Here is a 24884-nt window from a genome sequence, read left to right on the forward strand (position 1 = left end):
ATCCGCTGCCTCAAACGCTACATCGCCCGCGAGCTCTACCAGATCATCACCAAAAACGATCAAGAATCCGCCGCTTGACATCTATAGGAGCATCCGTCGCGGAATATACCCCCGGAGGGTAGCCGTTGCGATGGGTGAGGAGGTTGAGCAGATGTTCGACGTGCACGTGATCGAGACGTCCACCCTAGGCGACCGCAGTTACCTGGTCACCGACGGGAAATCGGCCGCGGTGGTGGATCCCCAGCGGGACGTGGACCGGATCCTCGCTCTGGCGGGCAGATTGGGCGTCCGGATCACCACCGTCGCCGAGACCCACCTCCACAACGACTACGTCTCCGGCGGCCTGGAACTGTCCCGGCTGACCGGCGCGGTCTACGGTCTGGCCGACGCGGCGGACTTCCCGCACCGGGCGCTGAGCGACGGCGACACGCTCGACATCTCGCCCACACTGCGCCTCCGGGCGTTGCACACCCCCGGCCACACGTTCCACCACCTGTCGTACGTCCTCGACCACGACGGCACCCCCGAGGGCGTCTTCACCGGCGGCTCGCTGCTGTTCGGCACCACCGGCCGCCCCGACCTGCTCGGCAACGAACACACCGAGACCCTCGCCCGCCACCAGCACGCCTCCGCGCGCAGACTCGCCGACGCCCTGCCCGACGGCGCGCGCATCTGGCCGACACACGGGTTCGGCAGCTTCTGCGCGGTCGGTACGGCCGGCGGCGACGCCTCAACCCTGGGCCAGGAGAAACTGGCCAACCCGGCCCTGCGCCTCGCCGAGGACGCCTTCGTCACCGAAGTCCTGTCCGGCCTGGACGCCTACCCCGCCTACTACGCCCACATGGGCGCGACCAACGCCGCCGGCCCCGCCCCCGTGGACCTGCGCCTGCCCGAACCCGCCACCCCCAACGAACTGGCCCGGCGCATCGACGCCGGCGAGTGGGTCGTGGACCTGCGCTCCCGCACCGCCTATGCCGCCTCGCACCTGATCGGCACCGTCAGCCTGGGCCTGGACGGCAGCATGGCCACCTGGCTCGGCTGGCTGACCGCCCGCGGCGCCCCCATCACCCTGATCGGCGCCACCCGCGAATCGGTCGCCGAGGCCCAGCGCGAACTGGTCCGCATCGGCATCGACCACCCGGCCGCCGTGGCCGTAGGCACCCCAGAAGCCTTGACCACCTCGACCACCCGCCTGGGCTCCCTACGCCGAGCCACCTTCACCGACCTGGCCAAGGCCCTGACCACCAACCCCGCAACCCCAGGCGACGAGGCGCCCGGCACAGCCCACAACAGAAGCGGCGCCGGCACGCCAAGGGGCGGCGCGGACGAAGCGAGAAGCGCCGCGAGCGATGCAGGCGCTCCGGTGGGTGGCGCGGACGAAGCGAGAAGCGCGGCGAGCGGCGCCGGCGCGGCAGCAGGTGGCGTGGGCGAAGCAGGAAGCGCGACGAGCGGCGCGGCGGGTGCCGGGGATGGCGTGCGTGGGGGGCCGGTTGTGGTGGATGTGCGGTTGGCGGGGGAATGGCGGGACGGGCATGTGGCCGGTTCGCTCAACATCCCGCTCCCCCAGCTCACCACAAGGCTGGCCGAGATCCCGCCGGGCGAGATCTGGGTGCACTGCGGCAGCGGCTACCGTGCCACCGCCGCCGCGTCCCTCCTGGCGAAGGCGGGACGCGAGGTCGTGGTCATCGACGACGCGTTCGCCCGCGCCGCCGACCAAGGCGTTCCGATGTCCACCTAAAGCTCCACGTCCCCACCTAAAGCTCCATGTCCCGCCTAAAGCTCTATGTCCGGATAAAGCTCTACGTCCGGATAAGGCCATGGCCTAGATGCCGGGGCCGACGCGTTCCAGCACCCGTAGCGACCCCTCACCCCCCACCTCCTTGAACGCCCCGGACGACAGCGCCCGCAGATACACCCGGTACGGCGCCTGCCCACCCTCGGCAGGGTCGGGGTAGATGTCGTGGAACACCAGCGCCCCGCCCTCCATCACATGTGGCGCCCACCCCTCGTAGTCAGCGGTCACCGGCTCCTCGGAGTGCCCGCCGTCGATGAACAGCAGGGCCAGCGGCGTGTTCCACAACGCGGCCACCCTCCCCGACTGCCCCACCACGGCGATCACCTCGTCCTCCAGCCCGGCCGCTGCGATGGCGGTGCGGAAGGCGGGCAGCGAGTCCATCTTGCCGAAGCGCGGGTCGACCAGCGTCGGGTCGTGGTGGGCCCAGCCGGGCTGGATCTCCTCCGACCCCCGGTGGTGGTCGACGGTGATCACGACGCTGCCGGCCTGGCGGGCCGCCGCGCCGAGGTAGATCGCGGACTTGCCGCAGTAGGTGCCGATCTCGCAGATGGGGCCCTGCCCTCCGTATTTCAGGGCGGCGTGGAAGAGGGCGAGCCCTTCGCCGGCCGGCATGAATCCCTTGGCGTGCTCGGCTGCGTAACGCAAGTCAGGCGGCATCGTCATGGAGAAGCACCCTAGTGGAACCGAACAACATTCCATTGCCCTCTTGTCGGCGATTCTGGAACCTGTTCTACTGGGCAACGTGAATCAGCGCGCGCGCATCGCGATGCCGGAAGCGGACGTCACAGCCCTCATCGAGGGCTCGCGCAAGCTCCAGCTGGCGACCATCAACCCCGATGGCACCCCGCACCTGGTGACCATGTTCTACGGCCTCGACGAGGGCCGGATCGCCTTCTGGACCTACGGCAAAGCCCAGAAGGCCGTCAACCTCGCCCGCGACCCCAGGGTCAGCTGCCTGATCGAGACCGGTGACGACTACGCGGAACTGCGCGGGGTCCTCCTGTACGGCGTGGCCAAGCAGGTCGCCGAGCACGAGCGCGTGCTGGAGATCGGCATGGAGATCGCCCGCCGGATGACGCCCGGAGTGCCCGACGCGGAACTACGCCCGTACGTGGAACTGACCGGAAGAAAACGCATCGCATACGTGGTCGAGCGCGCCAGGGTGGTCTCATGGGATCACAGGAGGCTCACATGAGAATCAAGGTCGACTACCTGGTGTGCGAGGCGAACGCCGTATGCATGGGGCTCGCCCCTGAAGTGTTCGACGTGGACGAGGAGGACAACCTGCACGTCCTTCTCCCCGAGCCGCCAGCCGACATGCAGGACCGGGTACGGCACGCCGTACGTTCCTGCCCGAAAGCCGCCCTCTCCCTAGAGGAGTAACAGGAGGAACCCCCATGCGCGCCGCCATTCTGCACGCTGTAGGCGACGACAAGCTCGACCTCCGCGATGACGTCACACTGGCCCCGGTCGGGCCGGCGGACGTACGCGTCCGGATCCGGGCGACCGGTGTCTGCCATTCCGACCTGTCGGCCATGTCCGGCGTGCTGCCCCAGCCGGTGCCGCTCATCCCGGGCCATGAGGGCGCGGGCGAGGTGGTCGAGGTGGGTGAGCACGTCACCTCGCTGCAGCCGGGCGACCACGTGATCATCAACTGGCGCCCGTCGTGCCAGGAATGCGCCCTGTGCCTGGGCGGCCAGCCGTACCTGTGCATGAAGTATGTGATCGAGTCGTTCTCCAAGGGCAACTTCCGCATCGGCGGCGACTCCACGGTCTTCGGCATGGCGGGCTGCGGCACGTGGGCCGAGGAGTGCGTGGTGCCGTGGCAGGGAGCGATCAAGATCGACCCGGAGGTGCCGTGGGAGGCGGCCGCGCTGATCGGGTGCGGCATCACCACGGGCGTCGGCGCGGCGCTCAACACCGCCAAGGTGCGTCCGGGCTCCACGGTCGCGGTGATCGGCTGCGGCGGCGTGGGACTGTCGGTGATCCAGGGCGCGCGGGTCTCCGGCGCCCGCGTGATCCTGGCCGTCGACCCGCTGACGTCGAAGCACGAGCTGGCCAGGAAGGTCGGCGCCACGCACGCGGTCACCCCCGACGACCTGCCCGGCGCCCTGGCCGAGCTGACCGGCGGCAGCGGCTTCGACTACGGCTTCGAGGTCGTGGGCAAGTCCGCGACCATCACCAGCGCGTGGCAGACGACCCGCGCGGGCGGCGACGTGATCGTCGTGGGCGCCGGCGCCATGGACGACATGGTGCAGATCTCCGCGTTCAGCCTGCTGTTCGAGGGCAAGAACCTGCTGTCCAGCATGTACGGCGAGGCCGACGTGCGGCACGACTTCCCCTACTTCGCCGCCCTGTACAAGGCCGGCCAGCTCGACCTGGAGTCGATGATCAGCGCCAGGATCAAGCTGGCCGACCTCAACGACGCCGTGGCCGCGCTGAAGGGCGGCGAGGTGCTGCGCCAGATCGTGGTCATGGACTAGCGACACAGGGAAGGGCCGGGGCCGACACCCCGGCCCTTTCGCATGCCACCGAAAGCGCGATGCGACTGTCGCGAGCCGGCTACGCGATGGCGTCCCGATCCTCCGCCGTGGCGCTGGGCGTCCGCGGCCCCGCTGCGAGGGCTACTCGACCACGAGGTTGACGGGGATGTTGCCGCGGGTGGCGTTGGAGTAGGGGCAGACCTGGTGGGTGGCCTCCAGCAGGGCGTGACCCGCCTCGGCGGAGATCTCGTCGGGCAGCTCCACGCGCAGCGTGACTTCGAGGCCGAAGCCGCCGGCGCCGTTGGACACCAGGCCCACCTCGGCGGTCACGGCCACGTCGGTGACGTCGAGGTTCTGCTTCTTGCCGACGAGCTGCATGGCGCTGGCGAAGCACGCGGCGTACCCGACCGCGAACAGCTGCTCGGGGTTGGTGCCCGCGCCGGCGCCACCGAGCTCGGCGGGCGGGGACAGCTTGACGTCGAGCCTGCCGTCCGTGGTGACGCCGCGGCCGTCGCGGCCGGAGGCGGTGCCGACCGCGGTGTACAGGGCCTTGCTCATCGGAGTGCTCCTCGCAGCAGATGGAGACAGACAGGTCTGTCTAGATACAGCAAGACACTAGACAGACCTGTCTGGTAATGTCAAGGCATGACGAGTCCTGCCCGCCAGCGCATCCTGGATACCGCGACGCGGTTGTTCTATGCCGAAGGCGTGCGCGCGGTGGGCATCGACCGGATCATCGCCGAGGCGGGAGTGGCCAAGGCGACCTTCTACCACCACTTCCCGGCCAAGGACGACCTGGTCACCGCGTACGTGGAGGACCAGAGTCAACGGCAGCGGGCGCTGGCCGGCGAACTGCCGGACGGGTCCGGGCGGGAGCGGGTGCTGGCCATGTTCGAGCGGATGGGCGAGTTCGGGAGCCTGCCCGGTTACCGGGGCTGCCCGTTCATCAACGCGGCCGCGGAGTATCCCGACCGCTCGCACCCGGTGCGCAAGGCCGTCTCCGCCTACCGGGAGTGGTTCCGCGACCTGATGCTCGGCCTGCTCAAGGAGGCGCGGCACCCCACGCCCGACACCACGGCCGACATCCTCATGATCGTGCGCGATGGCGTAGCCGTGGGCTTCGACCTCGACGACCCGGCCGTGGTGCACGCCTCCATCCGCGAGACCGCGGAGCGCGTCCTGGGCCCTTCAGGCGAGTGAGAGGCCGGCCTCGCGAGAAGGCCGGCCGGGGTCTCACGTGGTGGAGAACGCGGCGTCGAAGGCCGTGGCGGGCGGGGTGATGGAGTTCAGCGTGCGGATGAAGCCCAGGGCCTCGCGGGCGCCGTCGAGGCGTTCCATGCCCGCGTCCTCCCACTCGATCGAGATCGGGCCCGTGTAGCCGATGGAGTTGAGCGCCCGGAAGCAGTCCTCCCACGGCACGTCGCCGCGCCCGGTCGAGACGAAGTCCCAGCCGCGCCGCAGGTCCGCCCACGGCAGGTGCGAGGACAGGCGGCCCCGGCGGCCGTCGCCCACGCGCATCCGGGTGTCCTTGCAGTCCACGTGGTAGATGCGGTCGGCGAAGTCGAGGATGAAGTTCACCGGGTCGATGTCCTGCCAGACCATGTGCGAGGGGTCCCAGTTCAGGCCGAAGGCGGGGCGGTGGCCGATCGCCTCCAGCGTCTTCTGGGTCGTCACGTAGTCGTAGGCGATCTCCGACGGGTGCACCTCGTGCGCGAAGCGGACGCCCACCTCGTCGAAGACGTCCAGGATCGGGTTCCAGCGGTCGGCGAAGTCCCGGTACCCGGCCTCCACCATCGAGGCCGGCACCGGCGGGAACATCGCCACGGTGTGCCAGATCGACGAACCCGTGAACCCGACCACGGTGTCCACGCCGAGCGCGGCGGCGGCCCTGGCGGTGTTCTTCATGTCCTCGGCCGCGGCCTGGCGCACCGACTCCGGGTCACCGCTGCCCCAGATGCGCGCGGGCAGGATGGCCTGGTGCCGCTCGTCGATGGGGTGGTCGCAGATGGCCTGGCCGACGAGGTGGTTGGAGATCGTCCACACCTTCAGGCCGTGCTTGTCGAGCTGTTCGAGCTTGCGGGTGACGTATCCGGAGTCCTCCAGGGCGGCGGCCACGTCGAAGTGGTCGCCGGAGCAGGCGATCTCCAGCCCGTCGTAGCCCCACTCCGCCGCCAGCCCGCACACCTCCTCGAAGGGCAGGTCGGCCCACTGTCCGGTGAAGAGCGTGACCGGTCTGGTCATGGGATCTCCTTGTACGCGCCGTTGCTCTGCTCGACCGCCTCCAGCACCCGCTGCACCCGCAGCCCGTCGGCGAACGAGGGCGAGGGGTCGGCGCCGGCGGCGATCGCCTCCAGGAAGTCCTTGATCTCGTGGGTGAACGTGTGCTCGTAGCCGAGCCCGTGCCCCGGCGGCCACCACGCCCCGGCGTAGGGGTGGTCGGGCTCGGTGACGAGGATCCGGGTGAAGCCCGCGCCGCCGTCGCTGACCCACAGCTCGTTCATCGCCTCGAAGTCGAAGAACAGGCTGCCCAGCGCGCCGTTCAGCTCGATGCGCAGCGCGTTCTTGCGCCCGGTGGCGAAGCGCGTGGCCTCGAACGAGGCCAGCGCGCCGCCCGACATCCGGCCGACGAACAGCGCCGCGTCGTCCACGGTGACCGTGCCCATCTCCGTGCCCTTGTCCGTACGGCTGCCGCCCTCGAGCGGCCGTTCCTTGACGAAGGTCTCGGTCAGCCCGGTCACGCCCACGACGCGCTGGCCGGTGACGAACTCGGCGGTGTCGATGATGTGCGCCCCGATGTCGCCGAGCGCGCCCGAGCCCGCCTTGTCCTTCCGCAGCCGCCACACCAGCGGGAAGTCCGGATCCACGATCCAGTCCTGCAGGTACTGCGCCCGTACGTGCCTGATCTCGCCCAGCCGGCCCTCGGCGACCAGCTGCCTGGCCAGGGCGACGGCGGGCACCCGCCGGTAGTTGAAGGCGACCATGCTCTTACCCGGCCCGCGCGCGGCGGCCTCGGCCATCCGCGTGGCCTCCTCCACCGTGTTGGCCAGCGGCTTCTCACAGATGACGTGCTTGCCCGCGGCCAGCGCGGCGATGGCGATCTCGGCGTGCGAGTCGCCGGGCGTGCAGATGTCGATGATATCGATGTCGTCGCGGGCGACCACCTCGCGCCAGTCGGTCACCGCCTCCGCCCAGCCCATCTGGGCGGCCGCCGCCTCGGTCGCCTCCTTCGAGCGCCCGCAGATCACCCGCATCTCGGGTTTCGCGGGCAACTCGAAGAAGGCGGAGACGTTCCGCCACGCCTGGGAGTGGACGCGTCCCATGAAGGCATAACCGATCATGCCTACGCCGTTAATCAAGATTCAAACCCCAATGGCAGGTACTTCTCGACGTTCTCCTTGGTGATGGTCTCCGACGCGAGGGTGATCGACTGGGGCACTTGGTTCTCCACGAGATCGCTCATGCCCTTACCCTGGGCGATCAGTCGCGCGAGCTTGATGGCCGACGAGGCCATCGTGGGGCTGTAGGTGACCGTGGCCTCAAGGACCGAGCTGCCCGACTGGATCTCCTTCATGGCGTTGAGCGAACCGGCGCCGCCGACCATGAAGAACTCGCTGCGGCCCGCCTCCTTGATCGCGGCGAGCACGCCGACGCCCTGGTCGTCGTCGTGGTTCCACAGCGCGTCGATCTTCTTGTGCGCCTGCAGGAGGCTGGCGGCCACCTGGTTGCCGGTCTCCACGGTGAACTTGGCGTCCTGCTTGGCGGTGACGCTGAAGCCGTACGTCTTGAGCGCGTCGGCGAAGCCCTTGCTGCGGTCCTGGGTGAGCGGGAGCGTCGCGATGCCCTGGATCTCCACGATCACCGGGTTGGCGACGCCCTTGTCCTTGAGCTTCTTGCCGACGTGGTGGCCGGCCGCCACGCCCATGCCGTAGTTGTCGCCGCCGACCCAGGTGCGGTAGGCGAGCTTGTCGGGGAAGACGCGGTCGAGGTTGACGACGGGGATGCCCGCCGCGGTGGCCTGCAGCGCGACCTGGTTGAGCTGCTGGCCGTCGTTGGGCAGGATCACCAGCGCGGCGACCTTGGCCGCGATCAGCGACTCGACCGCGGAGATCTGGGCGTTGATGTCGTTGGTCGGCTCGACCGGCTTGAACTCGATGTCGGTGTACTGCTTCGCGGTCGCCTCGGCGTTCTTGGCGATGGCCGCGATCCAGCCGTGGTCGGCGGCCGGCGCGGAGAAGCCGATGACGACCTTCTCCCCCGGCTGGTCGTTGCCGCTCGCGGCGGGGGCGGGTGCCGGGGCCGCGCTGGTGGGCGCCGCCGCCGGCTCGTTCGAGGTGCAGCCCGTGGCCAGTAATGCGGCACCGCCCAGGCCGCCGATGAGGAATCCCCGGCGCGCGACGTTTTCGGTCATGGTGCTCTCTCCTTGAGGTTGCGCCGCTGGAGAAGGACGGCGACGACGATGATCAGGCCCTTGGCGATCAGCTGGTCGCTGGTGTTGAGGCCGTTGAGGATGAACAGGTTCGTGATGACCGTGAAGATGAGCAGGCCGAGGATCGAACCGACGATGGTGCCCCGGCCGCCGGTCAGCAGGGTGCCGCCGATGATCACGGCGGCGATGGCGTCGAGCTCGTACAGGTCGCCGTGGGTGGACGAGCCGGTGGTGGTGCGAGCCATGATCAGGATCGCGGCGATGCCACAGCACAGGCCGGACAGCGCGTACAGCAGCATCGTGTGCAGGCGTACGTTGATCCCGGCGAGCCTGGCCGCCTCGGGGTTGCCGCCGACCGCGTAGGTGCGGCGCCCGAACGTGGTGCGGTTGAGCAGGATCCAGCCCAGCACCACGACCAGCGCGAAGATGTAGACCAGCAGCGGGATGCCGAGCAGCCGCGTGGTCGACAGGTCCACGATGGCGGAGTTCTCCGGCTGGACGATCTGGGTCTTGCGGTCGGACATGCGCTGGGCCAGACCGCGCGCGGCCACGAGCATGGCCAGGGTGGCGATGAACGGCACCATCCGCCCGAAGGAGATCAGCAACCCGTTGACCAGCCCGGCCCCGGTGCCGACCAGGACGGCGCAGAGCGCCATCATGGGCGGCCCCCAGTCCTGGGTGGCCAGCGTGGTCGCCCACACCGAGGCCAGCGCCATGATCGCGCCCACGGACAGGTCGATGCCACCGCCGATGATCACGAACGTCATGCCGACCGTGATGACGCCGATGGTGGCGGCCAGCGACAGGATGCTGACCAGGTTCGAGGCGGTGGCGAAGTTGTCGGGTTTGGTGATCAGGCCGACGATCGCGAGCAGCACCAGCGCCGCCACCAACCCGAGGTGGCGGGCCTCGCCGACCCGCCCCCACCAGGCCTCGCGTACGGCGACGCCACGGGTGTCCACCTTCACGCCGCGCTCCCTTCCATGATCATGTCGAGTACCCGGTGCTCGTCGAGTCCTTCGGCCGCGCTCTCGTGGATGACCCGGCCCTCGCGCAGCACCAGCACCCGGTCGGCCAGGCCGAGCACCTCGGGCACCTCACTGGAGACCAGCAGCACGCCGATCCCCTGGTCGGCCAGCTTGCGGATGACCGCGTACAGTTCGGCGCGGGCGCCGACGTCCACGCCGCGGGTGGGCTCGTCGAGCAGGAGCAGCTTGCGGTCGTCGAGCAGCCAGCGGGCCAGCACGGCCTTCTGCTGGTTTCCGCCGGACAGGGTCTTGATCGGGCGTTCCGGGTCGTGGGGACGGATGTCGAGCGTGTCCACGAGGCGCTTGGCCTCGGCGCGTTCGCGGGCGCGGTCCAGCCAGCCCAAGGTGGAGAAGCCGCGCAGCGTGCCGAGGGTGATGTTGGCGGTGACGCTCTGGTCGAGCAGGAGCGCCTGGGCCTTGCGCTCTTCGGGGGCCAGACCCATGCCCTGCCTGACGGCCCCGACCGCGCTCCTGATCTGCCTGCCTTCCAGCAGGACCCGGCCTGTGCTGGGGCGGGAGCCGTACACGGCCTCCAGGATCTCTGAGCGGCCGGAGCCGACGAGGCCGGCCAGGCCGACGATCTCGCCCGCGTGCACGGAGAAGGAGACGCCGGCGAACGCGCCCGGCGAGCTGAGGCCCTCCACCCGCAGCACCTCGCGGCCGCGGTCGGAGCCGCGCGGGGGGAAGACGTACTCGACGTTGCGGCCGGTCATCAGGGAGACGATCTGCGAGGTGGGGGTCTCGTGGGCGGGCAGGCCGACGGCGACGGTGCGGCCGTCCTTGAGGACGGTGACGCGGTCGCCGATCTCGCGGATCTCCTCCAGGCGGTGGGAGATGTAGACGACGGCGACGCCCTGGGCGGTCAGCTCGCGGATGATGCGGAAGAGGTTGGCGACCTCGTCGTGGGCGAGGGCGGCGGAGGGCTCGTCCATGATGATCAGGCGGGCGTCGTGGGAGAGCGCCCTGGCCATGGAGACGATCTGCTTGGCCGCCGGGGACAGGCGGCCGACCTCGCTGGACGGGCGGATCTCCGGGTGGCCGAGGCGGGCCAGCACCTCGGCGGCGGCGCGGTTGGTGGCGGAGCGGTGGACGAAGCCCAGGGACGACTTCTCGTGGCCGAGCAGGATGTTCTCCGCCACGCTGAGGCCGTCGACGAGGTCGAGCTCCTGGTAGATGGTGGCGATGCCGAGCCTGATGGCGTTGTTGGGGCTGCTCGGGCGTACCTGGACGCCGCCGAACTCGATCGTGCCCTGGTCGGGCTGGTGCACGCCGGCCAGCACTTTGATCAGCGTGGACTTGCCCGCGCCGTTCTGGCCGAGCAGGCAGTGCACCTCGCCCGCCCGCACGTCGAGATCGACCCCGTCGAGCGCGCGCACGCCGGGGAACTGCTTGACGACTCCCCTGATGACCAGCATGGGCCCTCTCAGGCGTTGATGATCCGGTTGATGTTCTCGGGTGAGAGGTAGTGCTCGATCGCGAGGATGCCCGCGCCCAGCGCGGCCGCGTTCACCCCCGTACGGCTCGGCACGATCGTCAGATGGTGGGTGGCCAGCGGCAGCGACCGGCGGTAGACGGTCTCGCGGATCCCGGCCAGCAGGTGCTCGTGCACGCGTGACAGGGCGCCGCCGATGACGATGACCTCGGGGTTGAAGAAGTTGACCAGGCCGGCCAGGACCTCGCCGATGAGCCGGCCGGCCTCCCTGACCAGCCGCAGCGCCTGGGTGTTGCCGCTCTGCACGAGCCGCACCACGTCGGCGCCGGACTCGGCGGGGAATCCGAGTTCGGTGAGCCTGCGGGCCAGCGCGGCGCCGCCGGCGACCGCCTCCAGGCAGGCGCTGTTGCCGCAGCGGCAGCCCGCCTCCTCGTGGCCGCTGACCCTGATGTGGCCGATGTCGCCGGCCGAGCCGCTGGCCCCGCGGTGCAGGGCGCCCTCGGTCACGATGCCGCAGCCGATGCCGGTGCCGACCTTGACGAACAGCAGGTGGCCGGTGGCGGCGAACGCGTTGCGGTGCTCGCCCAGCGCCATCACGTTGACGTCGTTGTCGACCAGGACCGTGGGTCCGCGGAAGTAGTCGGGGATGGGGTAGTCGTTCCAGCCGGGCATGATCGGCGGGTTGTTCGGCCGGCCGGTGGCGAACTCGACCGGCCCCGGCACCCCGATGCCCAGCGACCTGAGCCCGGCGCGCGGCCGGCCGACCTCGGCGAGTAGCTGGTCGACCAGCCGATCGACCTGGGGCAGGACGGCTTCCGGGCCTTCGGCGATGTGCAGCGGCTCCTCGGACTCGGCCAGGACGGCGCCGGTGAGGTCCATGAGCGCGACGCGGCAGTGGGTGGCGCCCAGGTCGACGCCGGCGACGCTGTGTTCGTCGGTGTGCAGGCGCAGCTGGCGCGGCGGGCGGCCGCCGGTGGACTCGCCGCTGTCGCTCTCCTCGACCAGGCCGCGCTCGATGAGCGCGTCGACCCGCTGGGAGATGGTGGATCTGGCCAGGCCGGTGACCCGCGCGAGGTCGGAGCGGGTCGTGGCCGACCCGGCGCTGATCAGGGTCAGCACGTCGCCGGGAGAGCCGGGGGGTGAGCTCATGCGCCGACCATAGGAGCACTCGTCGGTCAGAAGCAAGACCCTGATCCAACAAACCTGGCGGACTTCCGCCGACGATCGAACAAAGTCCCGACCAGGGCCCAAAGGCGCAAAAGAGAATGAGAATCTGGTTTCACAGATGCGGAGAGCACGCATAGTAAATGGCGATGCACTCGTAAGGACCGTCGGTTCACCAGGCGGGTTCTGACCTCACCGAAATGCACCCTTAAAAGCGTCAGTAAGCCGGAAAAACAAACAAACACCTAATAGTTAAGCTATACCTCTGCAACGTTCTGGCTTTTCAACCCTTAAGCCATTAGTCAGGATGTAGTCGTACATCACGCTGTGTTCCGAAAGGATGCCGGTGATCCGTACTTTGCTCGCTGAGGACATGGAGCTCGTCCGCGGGGCGATCGTGGCCCTCCTCGCCTACGAGGAGGACATCGAGGTCGTCGCCGAAGTGGACCGAGGTGACCACATCCTCGAAGCCGCGCGGGCCACCAAACCTGATGTGGCCGTGATCGACCTGGTGATGCCGGGAGCCGACGGGCTGGAGGCGGCACGCGAGCTGCACGAGGCCCTGCCCGGCTGCGGGGTGCTGATCCTCACCGCGGTCGGCACCCCCGCCATGCTGAAACGGGCTTTAGACGCGCGGGTGCGCGGGTTCCTGGCCAAGGACGCGCCACCCGCGCAGCTGGCCGACGCCATCAGAAGGGTGGCGTCCGGCGGGAGCGTGGTGGACTCCTCGCTGGCCATCGCCGCCATGACCACCCCGGAGACGCCGCTGACCTCCCGTGAACTCGACGTGCTGACCGCCGCGGCCGACGGCTCGTCCGTCTCGGAGATCGCCGGCTCGCTCTTCCTCGCGGAGGGCACCGTGCGCAACTACCTCAGCCGCACGCGCTCCAAGCTGAGCGCGCGCAGCAGCATCGACGCCATCCGCATCGCCCGCGAATCAGGCTGGATCTGACGGCAGCTCAGGATCGGGCGGCAGCGCTGGATCTGACGGCAGCGGAAGGCCGGTGTGCTCGGCGAGGAAGGCCAGCGCGTCCGCCGCCAGCGCCACCGAGCGGCTGACGGCCCTCGCGCCGTGGCCGACGTCGCCCTCGTGGCGCAGCAGCAGCGGCCGGCCCCCCGCGTCCGCCCGCTGCATCGCCGCGCACATCTTGCGCGCGTGCGCGGGATCGACGCGAGTGTCCTCGCCGAAGACCGTGAACAGCGTCGCCGGGTAGGCCGTGCCCTCGGCCACCCGGTGGTACGGGGAGTAGGCCAGCAGCCAGGCCAGCTCCTCCGGGCGGTCGGCGGTGCCGTACTCCTGCTTCCAGGACGCGCCGAGGCCCGAGCGCTCATAACGCGTCATGTCGAGGATCGGCGCCGAGCAGACCGCGGCGGTGAACAGCCCGGGGTACTGCGTCAGCATGCCGCCGATGAGCAGCCCGCCGTTCGACTCGCCCCAGATGCCCAGCTGGGCGGGGGTGGTCCAGCCGTCGGCGACGAGCTTCTCCGCCGCGGCGGCGAAGTCGTCGAAGACGTTCTGCTTGTGCTCGCGCATGCCCGCGCGGTGCCAGGCCTCGCCCTCCTCGCCGCCGCCCCTGATGCCGGCGACCGCCAGCACGCCACCCGCCTCGATCCAGGCCACCGAGTCGGCGGCGTAGCCGGGCGTCAGAGACATCCCGAAACCGCCGTAACCGGTCAGGATCGCCGGACGCGGGCGGCCGTCGCCCGGCATGGCCACGACGGTCATGCGCACCTCGGTGCCGTCGCGCGAGGTGAACGTCACCTGCCTGCTCACGACGCCCGGCACCGGCAGGTTCGCCTCCCACGCGGTGAGCGAGCCGTCCTTCGCGTCGTAGCGCCACACGCCCGCGGGCGTGACGGCGTCGGTGTAGAGGAACCACGCCTCGTGCCCGCCCTCGGGCCGCGCGGTGAGCGGGCCGACCGTCCCCGCACCCGGCAGCTTCACCGGTACGGCCGGCCGCCCCGTGTCCAGCTCGTGCACGACGACCTCGGCGACCGCGTGCCGTACGCGGGAGACCAGCAGACGGTTGCCCTCCAGGATCGTGAACGCGGCCAGCACCGACTCCGGATCCTCGGCCACCAGGTCCTTCCACGCGTCGGGACGTTCCGGGTCGGCCACGCACAACCGCCGGCGCGGCGCGTCGCGGTCGGTCAGGATGTAGAGCCGCCCGTCCGCGCCGACCGCCGCCACGCTCCTGGCCGATCCGCCGGGCTGCACCCGCCGCCGCTCGCCGCCGGCCAGGTCGGTCAGCCACAGTTCGTTCGGGGTACTCGGGCCGGGGGCGGCCGACAGCGTGAGCCAGCGGCCGTCCGCGCTGAGCGTCAGCCCGTAGGAGCCGGCGCCGTCGGCGGTGAAGACCTCTTCGTCGGGCTCCCGCGAGCCGATCCGGTGCAGGTAGACGCCGGTGCGGGCGCGGACGTAGTAGAACGCCGCGCCGTCGGGCAGCCAGGCGACCGGCGAGTACCGGCAGTCGCCGATCGGACCGTCCACGTCGGCGCCGGTCCTGACGTCCATGACACGCAGCTCGGCCCGTTCCTCACCGCGCCGCGACAGCTGGTAGGCCAGCAGGGTGCCGTCCGGTCCGGGCTGCCATTCGTCCAGGGTGGTCAGGCCGGTGGGGTCCAGGCGCATCGGGTCCAGCAGGATCTCGTCGTCGCGGTAGAGGACGGGGTGTTCCTGGTCGGCCGCGCGGCGCTCCACGAAGCGGTGCTCGCCGCGCCAGACGGGCGGGGTCGCGATGCCGGTACGGCTCAGCTCGCCCAGCCGGGTCAGCATGCGCTCGCGCCACGGGAGGGCGGCGGCGTGCTCGCGCCAGAGAGCGTCCTGGGCGTCGAGCCAGGTGATGGTGGCGGGGTCGGCCGGGTCTTCGAGCCACCGGTAGGGGTCGGGGATCCGGTGGCCGTGGAGTTCGTCGACCAGCGGCAGCCGGGATGCGTCCGGATATTTCATGAAAGCTGGGCCTCCTCGCGGGTGGTCTCCCAGTGACCGACCAGGTCGGCGTAGAGCGGTGCCGCCGCGACGAGCTCCTCGTGGGTGCCCATGCTCGCCCGGGAGCCGTCGAGCAGGAGAACCCGTCCCGCCCTGCGGGCCGAGGTGAGCCGGTGGGCCACGACGATCAGCGTGCCGCCCCGCCGTACGAACGCCCGCTCGGCCCGCTCCTCCGCGGCCGGGTCGAGATGGCAGGTGGCCTCGTCGAGTATCACCAGGCGGGCGTCGGCCAGATGGGCTCTGACCAGGGCGATGAGCTGCCGCTCCCCCGCGGACAGGCCGCCGGGGTCCAGGTCGGCGTCCAGGCCGCCCAGGCGCTCGATCAGCTCGTCGGCGCCCACCTCGCGGGCGGCGGCCAGGATGCGCTCCGGCGGGGCGTCGGACAGGTAGGCCAGGTTCTCGCGCAGCGAGCCACGGAAGGTGTAGGCCTCCTGGGGGATGAGGACCCTGATGCCCGGGTCGGCCAGGTGGGCGGGGACTCCGGCCACGGTGACCGTGCCGGCGCCGGGGTGCAGCAGTCCCGCGGCCAGGGCGGACAGCGTGGACTTGCCCGCGCCGCTCGGGCCGACGATCGCCAGGTGCTCGCCGTCCCGGATCTCCAGGTCGAGGTCCTGGACGACGGGGGCGGCGTGCTCGCCGTACGAGAAACTCACGCCCGTGAACGTGAGCGCGGGCGGGTCGGCCACCTTGGGGGAGGCGGTGCGTTCGCGGGAAGGGGAAGGGGAAGGGGAAGTCGTGTGGAGGATGCGGTCGAGGGAGGCGAACAGGCGTACGCCGCTGACGCCGACGCCTTCCACGAGGCCGCCGAGCGCCGGGGCGAGCGACTGGGTGACGTAGGCGAGCGCGCCCACGATCACGCCGGCGCCGAGCGTGCCGCCCGCCACCCACGGCCCGCCGACCAGGATCAGGACGACCGGGGTCCACGCGCCGACGCCCAGGGCGGCGGTGCGCAGCGCGGTCATCCCGGCCAGGCGCCCGGCCGAGCGGGCCTGGGCTGCTATGCGGCGGCCGACCAGGGCCTCGACGCGTTCCTCCGCGCCGCAGGCGGTGACGTCGCGCAGCCCGCCGGTGACCGAGACGAGGGTCTGGGCGGTGCGCTCGTCGGCTTCGAGGTAGGCGCGCTGGCGGCGGTACAGAGCGGGCAGGGAGATCGTGAACAGCACCGCCCCCAGCACGAACGGCGGCACCACCAGCACGGTCAGCGCCGGATGCAGCGCGACCAGCCCGAGCACCGCGCCCGCCGCCGTGAACGCGAACCCGCGCACGACGGTGACCACCGCCGCGAAGGCGTCCCTGGCCAGCTCGACCTGCAGGTTGATCCGGGCGACCGCGCTCGCCGGCGCGTCCTGGGGCCCTTCGCACAGCGCCCCGCGTACGGCCAGCGTCAGCAGGTCGTCGCGGAACGGCTCGGCCACGGCGGCCACAGCCAGGATCACCTGCCGGGCCGCGAACGCCGCCAGCAGCCACGCCGTCCCGAGCGCCGCCAGCCAGGCCAGCCCGACGTCCACGCGCCCGGCGGCGAAGCCGTCGTCGATCGCGCGCGCGATCGCCAGCCCGATGAGGAAGGCGGGCGCCACCTCGACCACCGACCAGCCCGCGATCCTGGCCAGCGCCCCGGGCCGGGCCCGCAACGCCGTCCACACCACGCGGCCGGCCTTCACGACGCGACCCCGGCGTGCTCGAAGACGGCCCGGTATCCGGGGTCCTTCCACAGGCTGGCGTGGGGGGCGTGGCCGCGTACCCGGCCGCCGTCCAGCCAGATCACCCGGTCGGCGCGGGCGGCGGTGGCGGCGCGATGGGTGACGACCAGCCGGGTACGCCCGCCGAGCTCACCGGTCAGCGCCTCGCCCACCTGCTGTTCCGTCAACGTGTCGAGGCCGGAGGTGGCGTCGTCCAGCACGAGGAAGCGGCCGCCCTGGGCGAAGGCGCGGGCAAGGCCGACCCGCTGGCGTTCGCCGCCGGACATGGGCGCGCGCTCCAGCGGCGTCAGGAAGCCCTGGGGCAGCCGGGAGAGGAATCCGTCGGCCCGTGCGGCCCGTGCCGCCCCTTCCGCGGCGCCGGCCGGGGCCCGGCCGAACTCGATGGCCTCCTCCACGGTCTCCCCCAGCAGCACCGGGCGTTCGAAGGCGTACGCGACCGCCTGCCGCAGAGCCGAGGGCGACAGCTCGCGCAGGTTCACCCCGTCCAGCGACACCGTTCCCCGGTCAGGGTCGGTGAGCCGCCCGGCCAGCGCGGCCAGCGCGGACTTGCCCGCTCCGGAACGCCCGACCACGGCCGTCACCGACCCACCGGGCAGCACCAGATCGCCGACCTCCAGGCCGCCCGCGGTCACGGCGCGGAACTCCACGGTCCCGTCGCCGGGGGGCAGCGTCGCCGCGCCCGTCTCCGCCTCCCGCTCGTCCATCACCTCGGCCACGCGGTCGGCCGCCGCGCGCGCCCTGGCCAGCCTGGCCACGAAGCCGAGCGCGCCGCTCAGCGCGGCGCCGAGAACGGCGTACCGGGCGGCGGCGTAGAGGTCGCCGACGGTGATCTGCCGGGAGGCCAGCAGGAACCCGCCCATGGCGAGCACCGCCACCTCCAGCACCGGCACCATGATCCCGGCCCTGACCCCGGCGCCCGCCGTGGCCCGCCAGAGGGCCAGACCGTGCGTGCGCAGCGTGGGCAGCGGCGTGAGGACCCGGCGTACCTCGCGCTCCTCGGTCCCGGCCGCGGCGATGGTCCTGGCTCCGGCGAGCGCGTCGACCAGGCGGGTGGCGATCTCGCCCTGCGTCTCCTGGTAGGCGGCGGCGATCTCGCCGCTGGCCCGCATGAAGGCGCGCAGCACGAACATGATGGCGACGAGACCGGCGGCCAGGGTCAGCGTGAGCCGGGGGTCGATGAGGGTGAGGGCCACGAGGCCGCCGACGGTTGGCACCAGCAGCGTGATCACGCTGACGGCCGCGTCCGGCGCGCCGCCGAGCTCCTCGGCGTTCAGTCCCGCTCTGGTGACCAGGTCGCCTTGGCCGAAGCGGCGGGTCATCCCGGGGCCCACGCCCAGCACGCGCCGCATGAGCGCGCCGCGCATCCGGGCCGCCGCGGCGGCTCCGCTCACGCCGCGGGTCCAGACCGACAGGCTTTCGCAGACCATGATCACGGCTACCGCGCCGACGGCGGCGGTGAGCCACGAGGTGCGGTCCTGGCCGTCGATGGTCCGTCCGATCAGGTACGGCAGGGCCAGCTCGGCCGCGGCCGCGGCGGTCGCCGTGAACGCCAGGACGAGGGGCCAGGGGCCGCTGCGCCGTGCCGCGTCCAAGACGAGCCGATCACCAGACCGCACGATGTTCCCTTCGCTCAAACCCGGAATCCCGGGACGTCCTTTGCAGACGCCCCGGGACCCCATTCACTTTCTTAGTGGCACAGAGCGACGCTGAGGTTGCTCGGCTTGCCGGAGTGGCACGAAAGGATGGTAAGCGTGCTGCCGCCGCTGGCGACGTCGCTGCTTGCCGGTGCCTCCAGGCCCTGAAGGTCGAGGAGAGTCATGGTGTCTACACCTCCTTCCTGTGCTCGTCTCGGGCAGGTGACTCCAGGAAGGGGAGGTGAGCCCGCGGCTCCGGCACCGCCGTTGCCAGAGCGAGTAGCACACCCGCGCTTCCTGTAGCCAGATCCATGGACAGCCGCAGCAGCTGATCACCGGGGAAGGCCAGGCCCCCGCCGTACGGCAGGGCGTGCCAGCGCAGATCGCGCGTGCCCTTCCCGAAGGCGGCGAGGATGCCGGCGCGGCCGGTGAACAGGCCCGACTGCACGAAGAAGCCTGATCGCGCGACCAGCCGCAGCTTCTCCAGCTCGGGAGCGAGCTCGGAGGAGGGCCGGTGGCGCAGGTAACGTTCGAGGACCATAGCGATGCCGGCCGACCCCTCGTCGAGGTAGGGCAGCAGCCGCCAGCCCTGGTTGACCTGGAGCGAGCCGTCCTCCGCGGTACGGCAGCGCCGCAGGTCCAGGCGGAGCGCCTTCTCGGCCAGGTCGAGCAGGCCGGAGTCGCCGGTGCGTTCGTAGGCGTGGACGAAGAGCAGCGCGGGGCCGGTGAAGCCGTTCATGAGCCCGGCGTGCGGGTTCGTGCCGCCGCTGATCTCGGGCACCTCGACGTCGAGACGGCCGGCGCACAGCTCCACGGCGCGGTTGGCCGGTTCGTCCAGGCCGAGGTGGAAGAGGTTCAGCCCGATGCCCGACAGGCCGGAGAAGAGGGACGCCTCCAGGCCTTCCCATTTCTCGCGCAGCACGATGTCGGCCACGTCGAGCGCGTCCTGGCGGTGGCCCAGCAGGTCGAGGACGTGCGCGATGCCGTGCAGCCCGTCGTACAACCCGAGGCCGGAACCCGGCGCCGGTTTGGTCGCCCGCTCGCGCAGCCAGTCCTCGTGCACCGGCTCGCAGCCCGCGTTGACCAGCGCGTAGAGCACACCGGCCGCGCCATGGGCCAGCCCGAGGCCCCCGCCCGGCTTGAACTGCGCCGGATCGCCGGGGAAGAGCCGGTCGTCGCGCTCGGGTGTCGCGCTCGCGGTGATGGCCTTGGCCAGCGCGTCGCGTACCCGCGGCCAGGGGTCCTCGCCGGGGAGCGGCGGGGGTGTCCAGGTCGCGCCGCCGGCGATCGTCTCGACCGCCTCGCCGAGGTCGGCGCCGAACGTCTCCGTCACGATCGCGCCCAGGTGGCGCACCTTGCCGTGGTGGAGCGGCTGCATGATCGTGCACTGGGGCGCGAACAACGCCATCCGCAGGCACGCCAGCGCGTACTCGTCGACCTCCACTCCCTGCCGCTCCTGCGGGGCGACGAAGGCGGGGTGGGCCAGGGCGGCGCGGGCGCCGTCCTCGACGAGCGTGGCGACCTCGTAGTCGATCAGCACGATCCGGCCGTCGTCGGTGAGCAGGATGTTGTCCGGGTGCAGGTCGCCGAAGACGACCCCGCGCCCGTGCAGCGAGCGCACCGCCGCGTCCACCTGGGCGAGGGTCTCCAGCGCCCAGGCGGTGTACTCCTCCATGTCGGCGGCCGTACAGGTCGCCCTGGTCAGCGGATAGCGGTGGACCAGCCTGCGCTGCAGCGTCGTGGCCTCCACGAACTCCTGCACGAGGAAGTGGTGCTCGCCCAGCTCGAAGTGGTCGATGAGCGCGGGCGAGGCGTCCAGGCCGGCCAGCCGCGCCAGCATGTCGCGCTCGTGCCCGAGCCGCGCCACCGCGTCCCGTCCGGCCGCGTCGAGCCCTGCGTGCGGCCTGGCCTCCTTGAGCACGACGCGCGCGCCGGTCCGCAGGTCCGCGGCGAGGTAGACGCCGCCGCCGTTGGAGAAGTGCAGGACACTCTCCACCTTGTACGGCAGGCCGTCCAGCTTGACCGCGTTCCTGACGTCCAGGTGGGGCTGGAGGAAGTCGGGCAGGCTCGTCCAGGGCGGCACGGAGAACACCGCGTTCCGCACGTCCGGCACCAGGTTTCCCTCGCCGTCCTCGACGGCCAGCACACGCTCGCCGCTCTCGGACAGGCAGTGGCGCTCGGCGAAGCCGCCGTACCGGACGAACAGGGGGCCGTCGCCGTAGCGCAGGTCGCTCAGGATGTAGGGGCCCTTGACCCCGCGCAGCAGCTCGTTGAGCTCCTTGAGCACGAGTTCGAGCTGGGCCTCGTCACGCGGGTAGATGGTGACGAGCTTGCCGCTGGAGGCGCGGGACGCGGCCTTGGAGCCGAGCATCACCAGCACCGGCAGGCCGCGCAGAAACTTGAAGGCCACGCCGCGGGGCACGCAGTAGTCCCAGACGGCGGAGAGCGCCTTCTCGGCGTCGTCCACCCGGGCGGAGACGTGGATCTTCCATCCCTGGGCCGGCAACGGCTCCTCGTTGACCGGCGCGTAGTACATCCAGGTGTCGGTGGGGTGATGGGTCCAGCCGTCGGGCACCGGGCGGCGGGCGACGGGGAAAAGAGCGTCCGGCGACTTCCGCTCGTCCAGCACGTCATAAAAGACTGGATCCGCCAGACAATACATCTCGTACTGCTCCATCAAGCCCGCCTCCCTGGTGGGAACACCTCTAGAGAATGCGAGCTGACGGGGCTATTCGTCTAGTTACACGAATCATCAGCAGGTAGGAAGACCACACAGCCATTTGTGAAGGTTTCACAGGCGATTAGTTGGAATTCCCCGGAATATATACTGACATTCTAAATCGGCCGTGGTGCATGGCCCTGGCCTCGAACCAGCCGCCGTACTCGACGACCCGCTCCCTCAGGTTCCGCAGCCCCTGGCCCGGCTGGTGGCGCGGCTTCTTGGCGCCGTCGTTGAGTATCGACAGCAACACCATGCCGCCCTCCTCCAGAACCTGGATCGAGCATTCACGGGCGGTCGTGTGCCGCAGGATGTTGGTCACGCCCTCGCGCAGGACGTAGGTCAGCACCTGGATGGCCGACTGCGGGAGCCCGCCGCAGGCGACGTGGACGTGGCAGCTCAGCCCTGCCGACTCCAGCACCGAGCGGGCCGAGCTCAGCTCGGTCTCCAGGGAGTAGCTGCGGCCCAGGTGCGCCACCGAGCGCACGTCCTCGGTCACCCCGCGCACGAGCTCCAGCGCCTCGTCCAGTTCCTCGCGCCCCCGCTCGCTGTTCTTCTCCAGTTGCCGCTGCGCCAGCTCGATCCGCAGGATCAGCAGCGTCAGCCGGTGGCCCACGAGGTCGTGCAGGTCACGGGTCAGCCGGTGCCGCTCGTCCTCGACCGCGCGACAGACCTGGTCGGTCAGTACGGCCCGCAGCGAGTGCGCCCGCACGGTCAGGCTGACCACCGCGTACTCGGCGAACCCCACCACCGGCGCCGCGAGCAGCCACGGCTGGTCGACCACGCTCAGCATCACCGGCCCGCACCCCAGCGCCACGACCACCAGCGTCCAGGACCGTTTCCTCTCGGCCACCACCAGCAGCGTCCCGGTCAGCAGTACGGTGACCGGTGCCCACCCCGTCCAGTAGAGGAGCGGAGTCACCGTCAGCGCCACCTGCCCGGCCAGCGGCAGCCAGGGCGTCCTGCGCCGGCGCAACGTCGCCAGCACCGCCCACGCGTGCAGCCCGATCACGGCGGCCAGGCAGCCCAGCCACACCGCCAGCATGTCGGAGCCCGACGGCAGCACCCTGAGCACGCCGACGACGACCATCCCCACGATCCCCGGCGCCAGCGCGAAGCCGCACAGCACCAGCGGCGACAAGGCGGCGATCCCTAACGAGCGCAGCCGGGAGGGAGGCTCCATGGGTACCCTTCGCGAGCAGGCGAGTCGTGACCGTAACTGCCGCGATTATTTCTTCCTCGAATCACCGGCTTCTAACGGAACATCCTTCGGCCCCGGGACATGGAAAGCGGGCCCCCGCCGGGGAGGCCCGCTGGGGATCTTCGCTTCTCAGAGCATGGCCTTCATGGAGTCGCCCGCCGTCAGCACGTACGGCTGCTCCGTCATCACCGCCGCCCAGTTGTCGGCGATCGCCTCGGGCGAGAGGTCGTCGGACTTCCAGCCGGGACCCTCGGCCACGAACACGCGCGCCACCCGGCCGCCGCCCACGCTGAACACCTCGCCCGACGCCTCGCACGAGTCGTGGGCCAGGTAGGCGACCAGCGCGCTCACCCGCTCCGGCGTGAACTTCGCCTCGAACTCGGCCGGCAGCAGCGCCTCGGTCATGCGGGTCCAGGCGATCGGGGCGATGGCGTTGGCCTTGATGCCGTTGCGCGCGCCCTCGATCCCGAGCGTCTTGGTCAGGCCGACCAGGCCCATCTTCGCGGTGGAGTAGTTGGCCTGCCCGAAGTTGCCGAACAGCCCGGCCGGCGAGGAGGTGTTGACGACGCGGCCGTATCCGGCCTCCTTCATATAGGGGTACGCCGCCTGGCTGACCAGGTAGGAGCCGCGTACGTGCACGGCCAGCACGCCGTCGAACTCCTCCACCGTCATCTTCCCGAACGACTTGTCACGCAGGATGCCCGCGTTGTTGACGACGACGTCCACGCCGCCGAACGCCTCGACCGCCGTGCGCACGATCGCCTGGGCGCCCTCCGGCGTGGCCACGTTGTCGGTGCTGGCGACGGCCTGCCCGCCGTTCTTCTGGATGAGCTCGACCACGTCCGCGGCGGGCCCGGTCGAGGCCCCGGTGCCGTCCAGTGCTCCGCCGAGGTCGTTGACCACCACCTTCGCGCCCCGCTCCGCCAGCAGCAGCGCGTGTGACCTGCCCAGACCGTGTCCGGCCCCCGTGATGATCGCGACCCTGTCATCGAACCGAAGCATCGAACCTCCACCTCGTCGACCTCGGTTAAAGAGAACAACATTCTAGTACCCGCCCCCTCCTTCCGGAGAAGGGGTGCCGGCGATCACGGAGGGTTGATCGTCGCGGATAGTGATCAGACAGGTCTTTTTCTGCTAGAGTTCTGGGCTCTGCGCCCGCCCTCCATCCGGCTTGGAGGCTCTCCATGCCCGCAATCCGCGTGGTCCAATGGGCCACCGGCGCTGTTGGTCGCTACGCGCTGCGAAGCGTGCTCAGCAGACCAGAGTTAGAGCTGGCGGGTGTGCTCGTCTACGACCCCGACAAGACCGGCAAGGATGCCGGAGACCTCGTCGCGCTCCCCCGCACCGGCGTCACCTGCACCGACGACGTCGAACGCATCCTGGCCACCGACGCCGACTGCGTCCTGCACATGCCGCTGCCCGCCTCGTACTTCGGCGCCGACCAGGCCGCCGACCTGGAGACGATCTGCGCCCTGCTGGCCTCCGGCAAGAACGTCATCACCACGACCGGCTTCGTCTACCCCAAGTCCTACGGCCCCGGCGTGGTCCACCGCATCGAGACCGCCTGCGCGGAAGGCGGCACCTCGCTCCACGGCACCGGCGTGAACCCCGGCTTCATGAGCGACTTCCTGCCCCTGGCGCTGAGCGGACTCTCGTCCAGGGTCGACCACATCTACGTGCGCGAGTCGTCCGACTTCCGCGGCCACCCGTCCCGGCAGATCGTCGTCGACCTGGTCGGGTTCACACGATCGGCCAAGGACTACATCGCCGCGGTCCGGCCGTACCGGGCCTTCCAGCGCTCGCTGTTCGCCGAGAGCGCCCAGCTCGTGGCCGACGCGCTCGGCGTCCAACTGGACGAGGTGGAGGAGAGCGACGAGTTCGAGCTGGCGACGGAGGAGTTCGAGATCGCCGCCGGGCTGGTGAGCGAGGGCACCGTCTGCGCCTCGCGCTGGGTCTTCAGCGGTCTGGTACGCGGGCGGCCCTTCATGACCATCGAAGTGGTCTACAAGGCCGACGCCGCCAAGGTACGGCGCTGGCCCGATCCCGGGTTCTCGATCCACATCGAGGGGGTGCCGCAGATGACGGTGTCGGTGGAGGAGGTCTCCCACGGCCTGGCCGCGGCCGCCTCCCACGCCGTCAACTCCATCCCCGCCGTGGTGTCAGCCAAGCCCGGCATCCGCACCCTCCTCGACCTCCCCCTCCCCACCGCCCGCGGCCTCGCCCGCCTCGCCTGACCCCACCCGCCTCGCCCCGGCTCCCTGCTCCACCCGGCTCCCCAGCCCATCCGCCCCCTGCGCCGCACGAGGCTCGGGC

At 70.9% G+C, this 24884-nt stretch carries 22 protein-coding genes; 7 read left to right on the plus strand and 15 right to left on the minus strand.

Annotation, left to right across the window (positions count from 1 at the left end):
• The first annotated feature begins 130 nt into the window (after positions 1–130).
• Positions 131–1738, plus strand: a complete 1608-nt coding sequence (locus ACIBI5_RS49380; RefSeq protein ID WP_397258008.1) for a rhodanese-like domain-containing protein — start codon at positions 131–133, stop codon at positions 1736–1738.
• A gap of 84 nt (positions 1739–1822) precedes the next feature.
• On the opposite strand, the gene ACIBI5_RS49385 is transcribed toward ACIBI5_RS49380, so the two are convergent.
• Entirely contained in the window at positions 1823–2452 is a 630-nt protein-coding gene (locus tag ACIBI5_RS49385) for a class I SAM-dependent methyltransferase (RefSeq protein WP_397258168.1), read from the minus strand.
• 85 nt (positions 2453–2537) lie between these two features.
• Here ACIBI5_RS49385 and ACIBI5_RS49390 point away from each other — a divergent pair, with 85 nt between their 5' ends.
• Genes ACIBI5_RS49390 through ACIBI5_RS49400 form a run of 3 tightly spaced genes read left to right on the plus strand, consistent with a single transcriptional unit; the run spans position 2538 to position 4278 of the window.
• On the plus strand, positions 2538–2990 hold the full coding sequence (locus ACIBI5_RS49390) for a pyridoxamine 5'-phosphate oxidase family protein (protein WP_397258010.1): 453 nt from the start codon (positions 2538–2540) through the stop codon (positions 2988–2990).
• Complete coding sequence (locus ACIBI5_RS49395) at positions 2987–3178, plus strand: ferredoxin (protein WP_397258012.1); 192 nt, start codon at positions 2987–2989, stop codon at positions 3176–3178. Before ACIBI5_RS49390 ends, ACIBI5_RS49395 begins: the two co-directional genes overlap by 4 nt.
• Before the next feature lie 14 nt (positions 3179–3192).
• Positions 3193–4278 carry a Zn-dependent alcohol dehydrogenase gene (locus ACIBI5_RS49400; RefSeq protein ID WP_397258014.1) on the plus strand — a complete coding sequence of 362 codons (1086 nt, stop codon included), beginning with the start codon at positions 3193–3195 and terminating at the stop codon, positions 4276–4278.
• 141 nt (positions 4279–4419) lie between these two features.
• Here ACIBI5_RS49400 and ACIBI5_RS49405 read toward each other — a convergent pair whose 3' ends face one another.
• Entirely contained in the window at positions 4420–4836 is a 417-nt protein-coding gene (locus ACIBI5_RS49405) for an organic hydroperoxide resistance protein (RefSeq protein WP_397258016.1), read from the minus strand.
• Between the two features lie 87 nt (positions 4837–4923).
• Between ACIBI5_RS49405 and ACIBI5_RS49410 the strand changes: the two genes are divergently transcribed.
• Entirely contained in the window at positions 4924–5478 is a 555-nt protein-coding gene (locus tag ACIBI5_RS49410; protein WP_397258019.1) for a TetR/AcrR family transcriptional regulator, read from the plus strand.
• A gap of 33 nt (positions 5479–5511) precedes the next feature.
• Here the strand turns inward: ACIBI5_RS49410 and ACIBI5_RS49415 are convergent, their stop codons facing one another.
• From ACIBI5_RS49415 to ACIBI5_RS49440, 6 genes are read right to left on the minus strand one after another with little or no spacing between them, the layout of a single operon-like run.
• Positions 5512–6519: a sugar phosphate isomerase/epimerase family protein gene (locus ACIBI5_RS49415; RefSeq protein ID WP_397258021.1), complete on the minus strand. Its 1008-nt coding sequence runs from the start codon at positions 6517–6519 to the stop codon at positions 5512–5514.
• Positions 6516–7616 (minus strand): Gfo/Idh/MocA family protein, encoded by a 1101-nt coding sequence (locus ACIBI5_RS49420; RefSeq protein WP_397258023.1) that lies wholly within the window; start codon positions 7614–7616, stop codon positions 6516–6518. Before ACIBI5_RS49420 ends, ACIBI5_RS49415 begins: the two co-directional genes overlap by 4 nt.
• Positions 7617–7630: 14 nt before the next feature.
• Positions 7631–8686, minus strand: a complete 1056-nt coding sequence (locus ACIBI5_RS49425) for an ABC transporter substrate-binding protein (RefSeq protein WP_379612160.1) — start codon at positions 8684–8686, stop codon at positions 7631–7633.
• On the minus strand, positions 8683–9672 hold the full coding sequence (locus ACIBI5_RS49430; protein ID WP_397258025.1) for an ABC transporter permease: 990 nt from the start codon (positions 9670–9672) through the stop codon (positions 8683–8685). Before ACIBI5_RS49430 ends, ACIBI5_RS49425 begins: the two co-directional genes overlap by 4 nt.
• Complete coding sequence (locus ACIBI5_RS49435; protein WP_397258027.1) at positions 9669–11147, minus strand: sugar ABC transporter ATP-binding protein; 1479 nt, start codon at positions 11145–11147, stop codon at positions 9669–9671. Before ACIBI5_RS49435 ends, ACIBI5_RS49430 begins: the two co-directional genes overlap by 4 nt.
• An 8-nt stretch (positions 11148–11155) precedes the next feature.
• Positions 11156–12313 (minus strand): ROK family protein, encoded by a 1158-nt coding sequence (locus ACIBI5_RS49440; protein WP_397258029.1) that lies wholly within the window; start codon positions 12311–12313, stop codon positions 11156–11158.
• Between the two features lie 355 nt (positions 12314–12668).
• Between ACIBI5_RS49440 and ACIBI5_RS49445 the strand changes: the two genes are divergently transcribed.
• On the plus strand, positions 12669–13280 hold the full coding sequence (locus ACIBI5_RS49445; protein WP_397258031.1) for a DNA-binding response regulator: 612 nt from the start codon (positions 12669–12671) through the stop codon (positions 13278–13280).
• On the opposite strand, the gene ACIBI5_RS49450 is transcribed toward ACIBI5_RS49445, so the two are convergent.
• From ACIBI5_RS49450 to ACIBI5_RS49480, 7 genes are all read right to left on the minus strand, one after another.
• Positions 13266–15278: a prolyl oligopeptidase family protein gene (locus ACIBI5_RS49450; protein ID WP_397258033.1), complete on the minus strand. Its 2013-nt coding sequence runs from the start codon at positions 15276–15278 to the stop codon at positions 13266–13268. The two genes, ACIBI5_RS49445 and ACIBI5_RS49450, sit on opposite strands and share 15 nt — an antisense overlap.
• Positions 15275–16978 carry an ABC transporter ATP-binding protein gene (locus ACIBI5_RS49455; RefSeq protein ID WP_397258034.1) on the minus strand — a complete coding sequence of 568 codons (1704 nt, stop codon included), beginning with the start codon at positions 16976–16978 and terminating at the stop codon, positions 15275–15277. Before ACIBI5_RS49455 ends, ACIBI5_RS49450 begins: the two co-directional genes overlap by 4 nt.
• Entirely contained in the window at positions 16975–18633 is a 1659-nt protein-coding gene (locus tag ACIBI5_RS49460; RefSeq protein WP_397258036.1) for an ABC transporter transmembrane domain-containing protein, read from the minus strand. Before ACIBI5_RS49460 ends, ACIBI5_RS49455 begins: the two co-directional genes overlap by 4 nt.
• A 71-nt stretch (positions 18634–18704) precedes the next feature.
• Positions 18705–18836, minus strand: coding sequence for a SapB/AmfS family lanthipeptide (locus tag ACIBI5_RS49465; protein ID WP_397108348.1), 132 nt, complete (start codon positions 18834–18836; stop codon positions 18705–18707).
• A 5-nt stretch (positions 18837–18841) separates the two neighbouring features.
• Complete coding sequence (gene lanKC, locus ACIBI5_RS49470; protein ID WP_397258170.1) at positions 18842–21328, minus strand: class III lanthionine synthetase LanKC; 2487 nt, start codon at positions 21326–21328, stop codon at positions 18842–18844.
• 124 nt (positions 21329–21452) lie between these two features.
• Positions 21453–22553, minus strand: coding sequence for a sensor histidine kinase (locus tag ACIBI5_RS49475; protein WP_397258038.1), 1101 nt, complete (start codon positions 22551–22553; stop codon positions 21453–21455).
• A gap of 147 nt (positions 22554–22700) precedes the next feature.
• On the minus strand, positions 22701–23573 hold the full coding sequence (locus tag ACIBI5_RS49480; protein WP_397258040.1) for an SDR family oxidoreductase: 873 nt from the start codon (positions 23571–23573) through the stop codon (positions 22701–22703).
• Positions 23574–23755: 182 nt separating this feature from the next.
• On the opposite strand from ACIBI5_RS49480, the gene ACIBI5_RS49485 reads away from it, so the two are divergent.
• A complete protein-coding gene (locus ACIBI5_RS49485) occupies positions 23756–24805 on the plus strand; it encodes a dihydrodipicolinate reductase (protein ID WP_397258042.1) in 1050 nt (349 codons plus the stop codon).
• The last annotated feature ends 79 nt before the right edge of the window (positions 24806–24884 follow it).

This window comes from Nonomuraea sp. NPDC050540 (genome assembly GCF_044457485.1).
Classification (GTDB): domain Bacteria; phylum Actinomycetota; class Actinomycetes; order Streptosporangiales; family Streptosporangiaceae; genus Nonomuraea.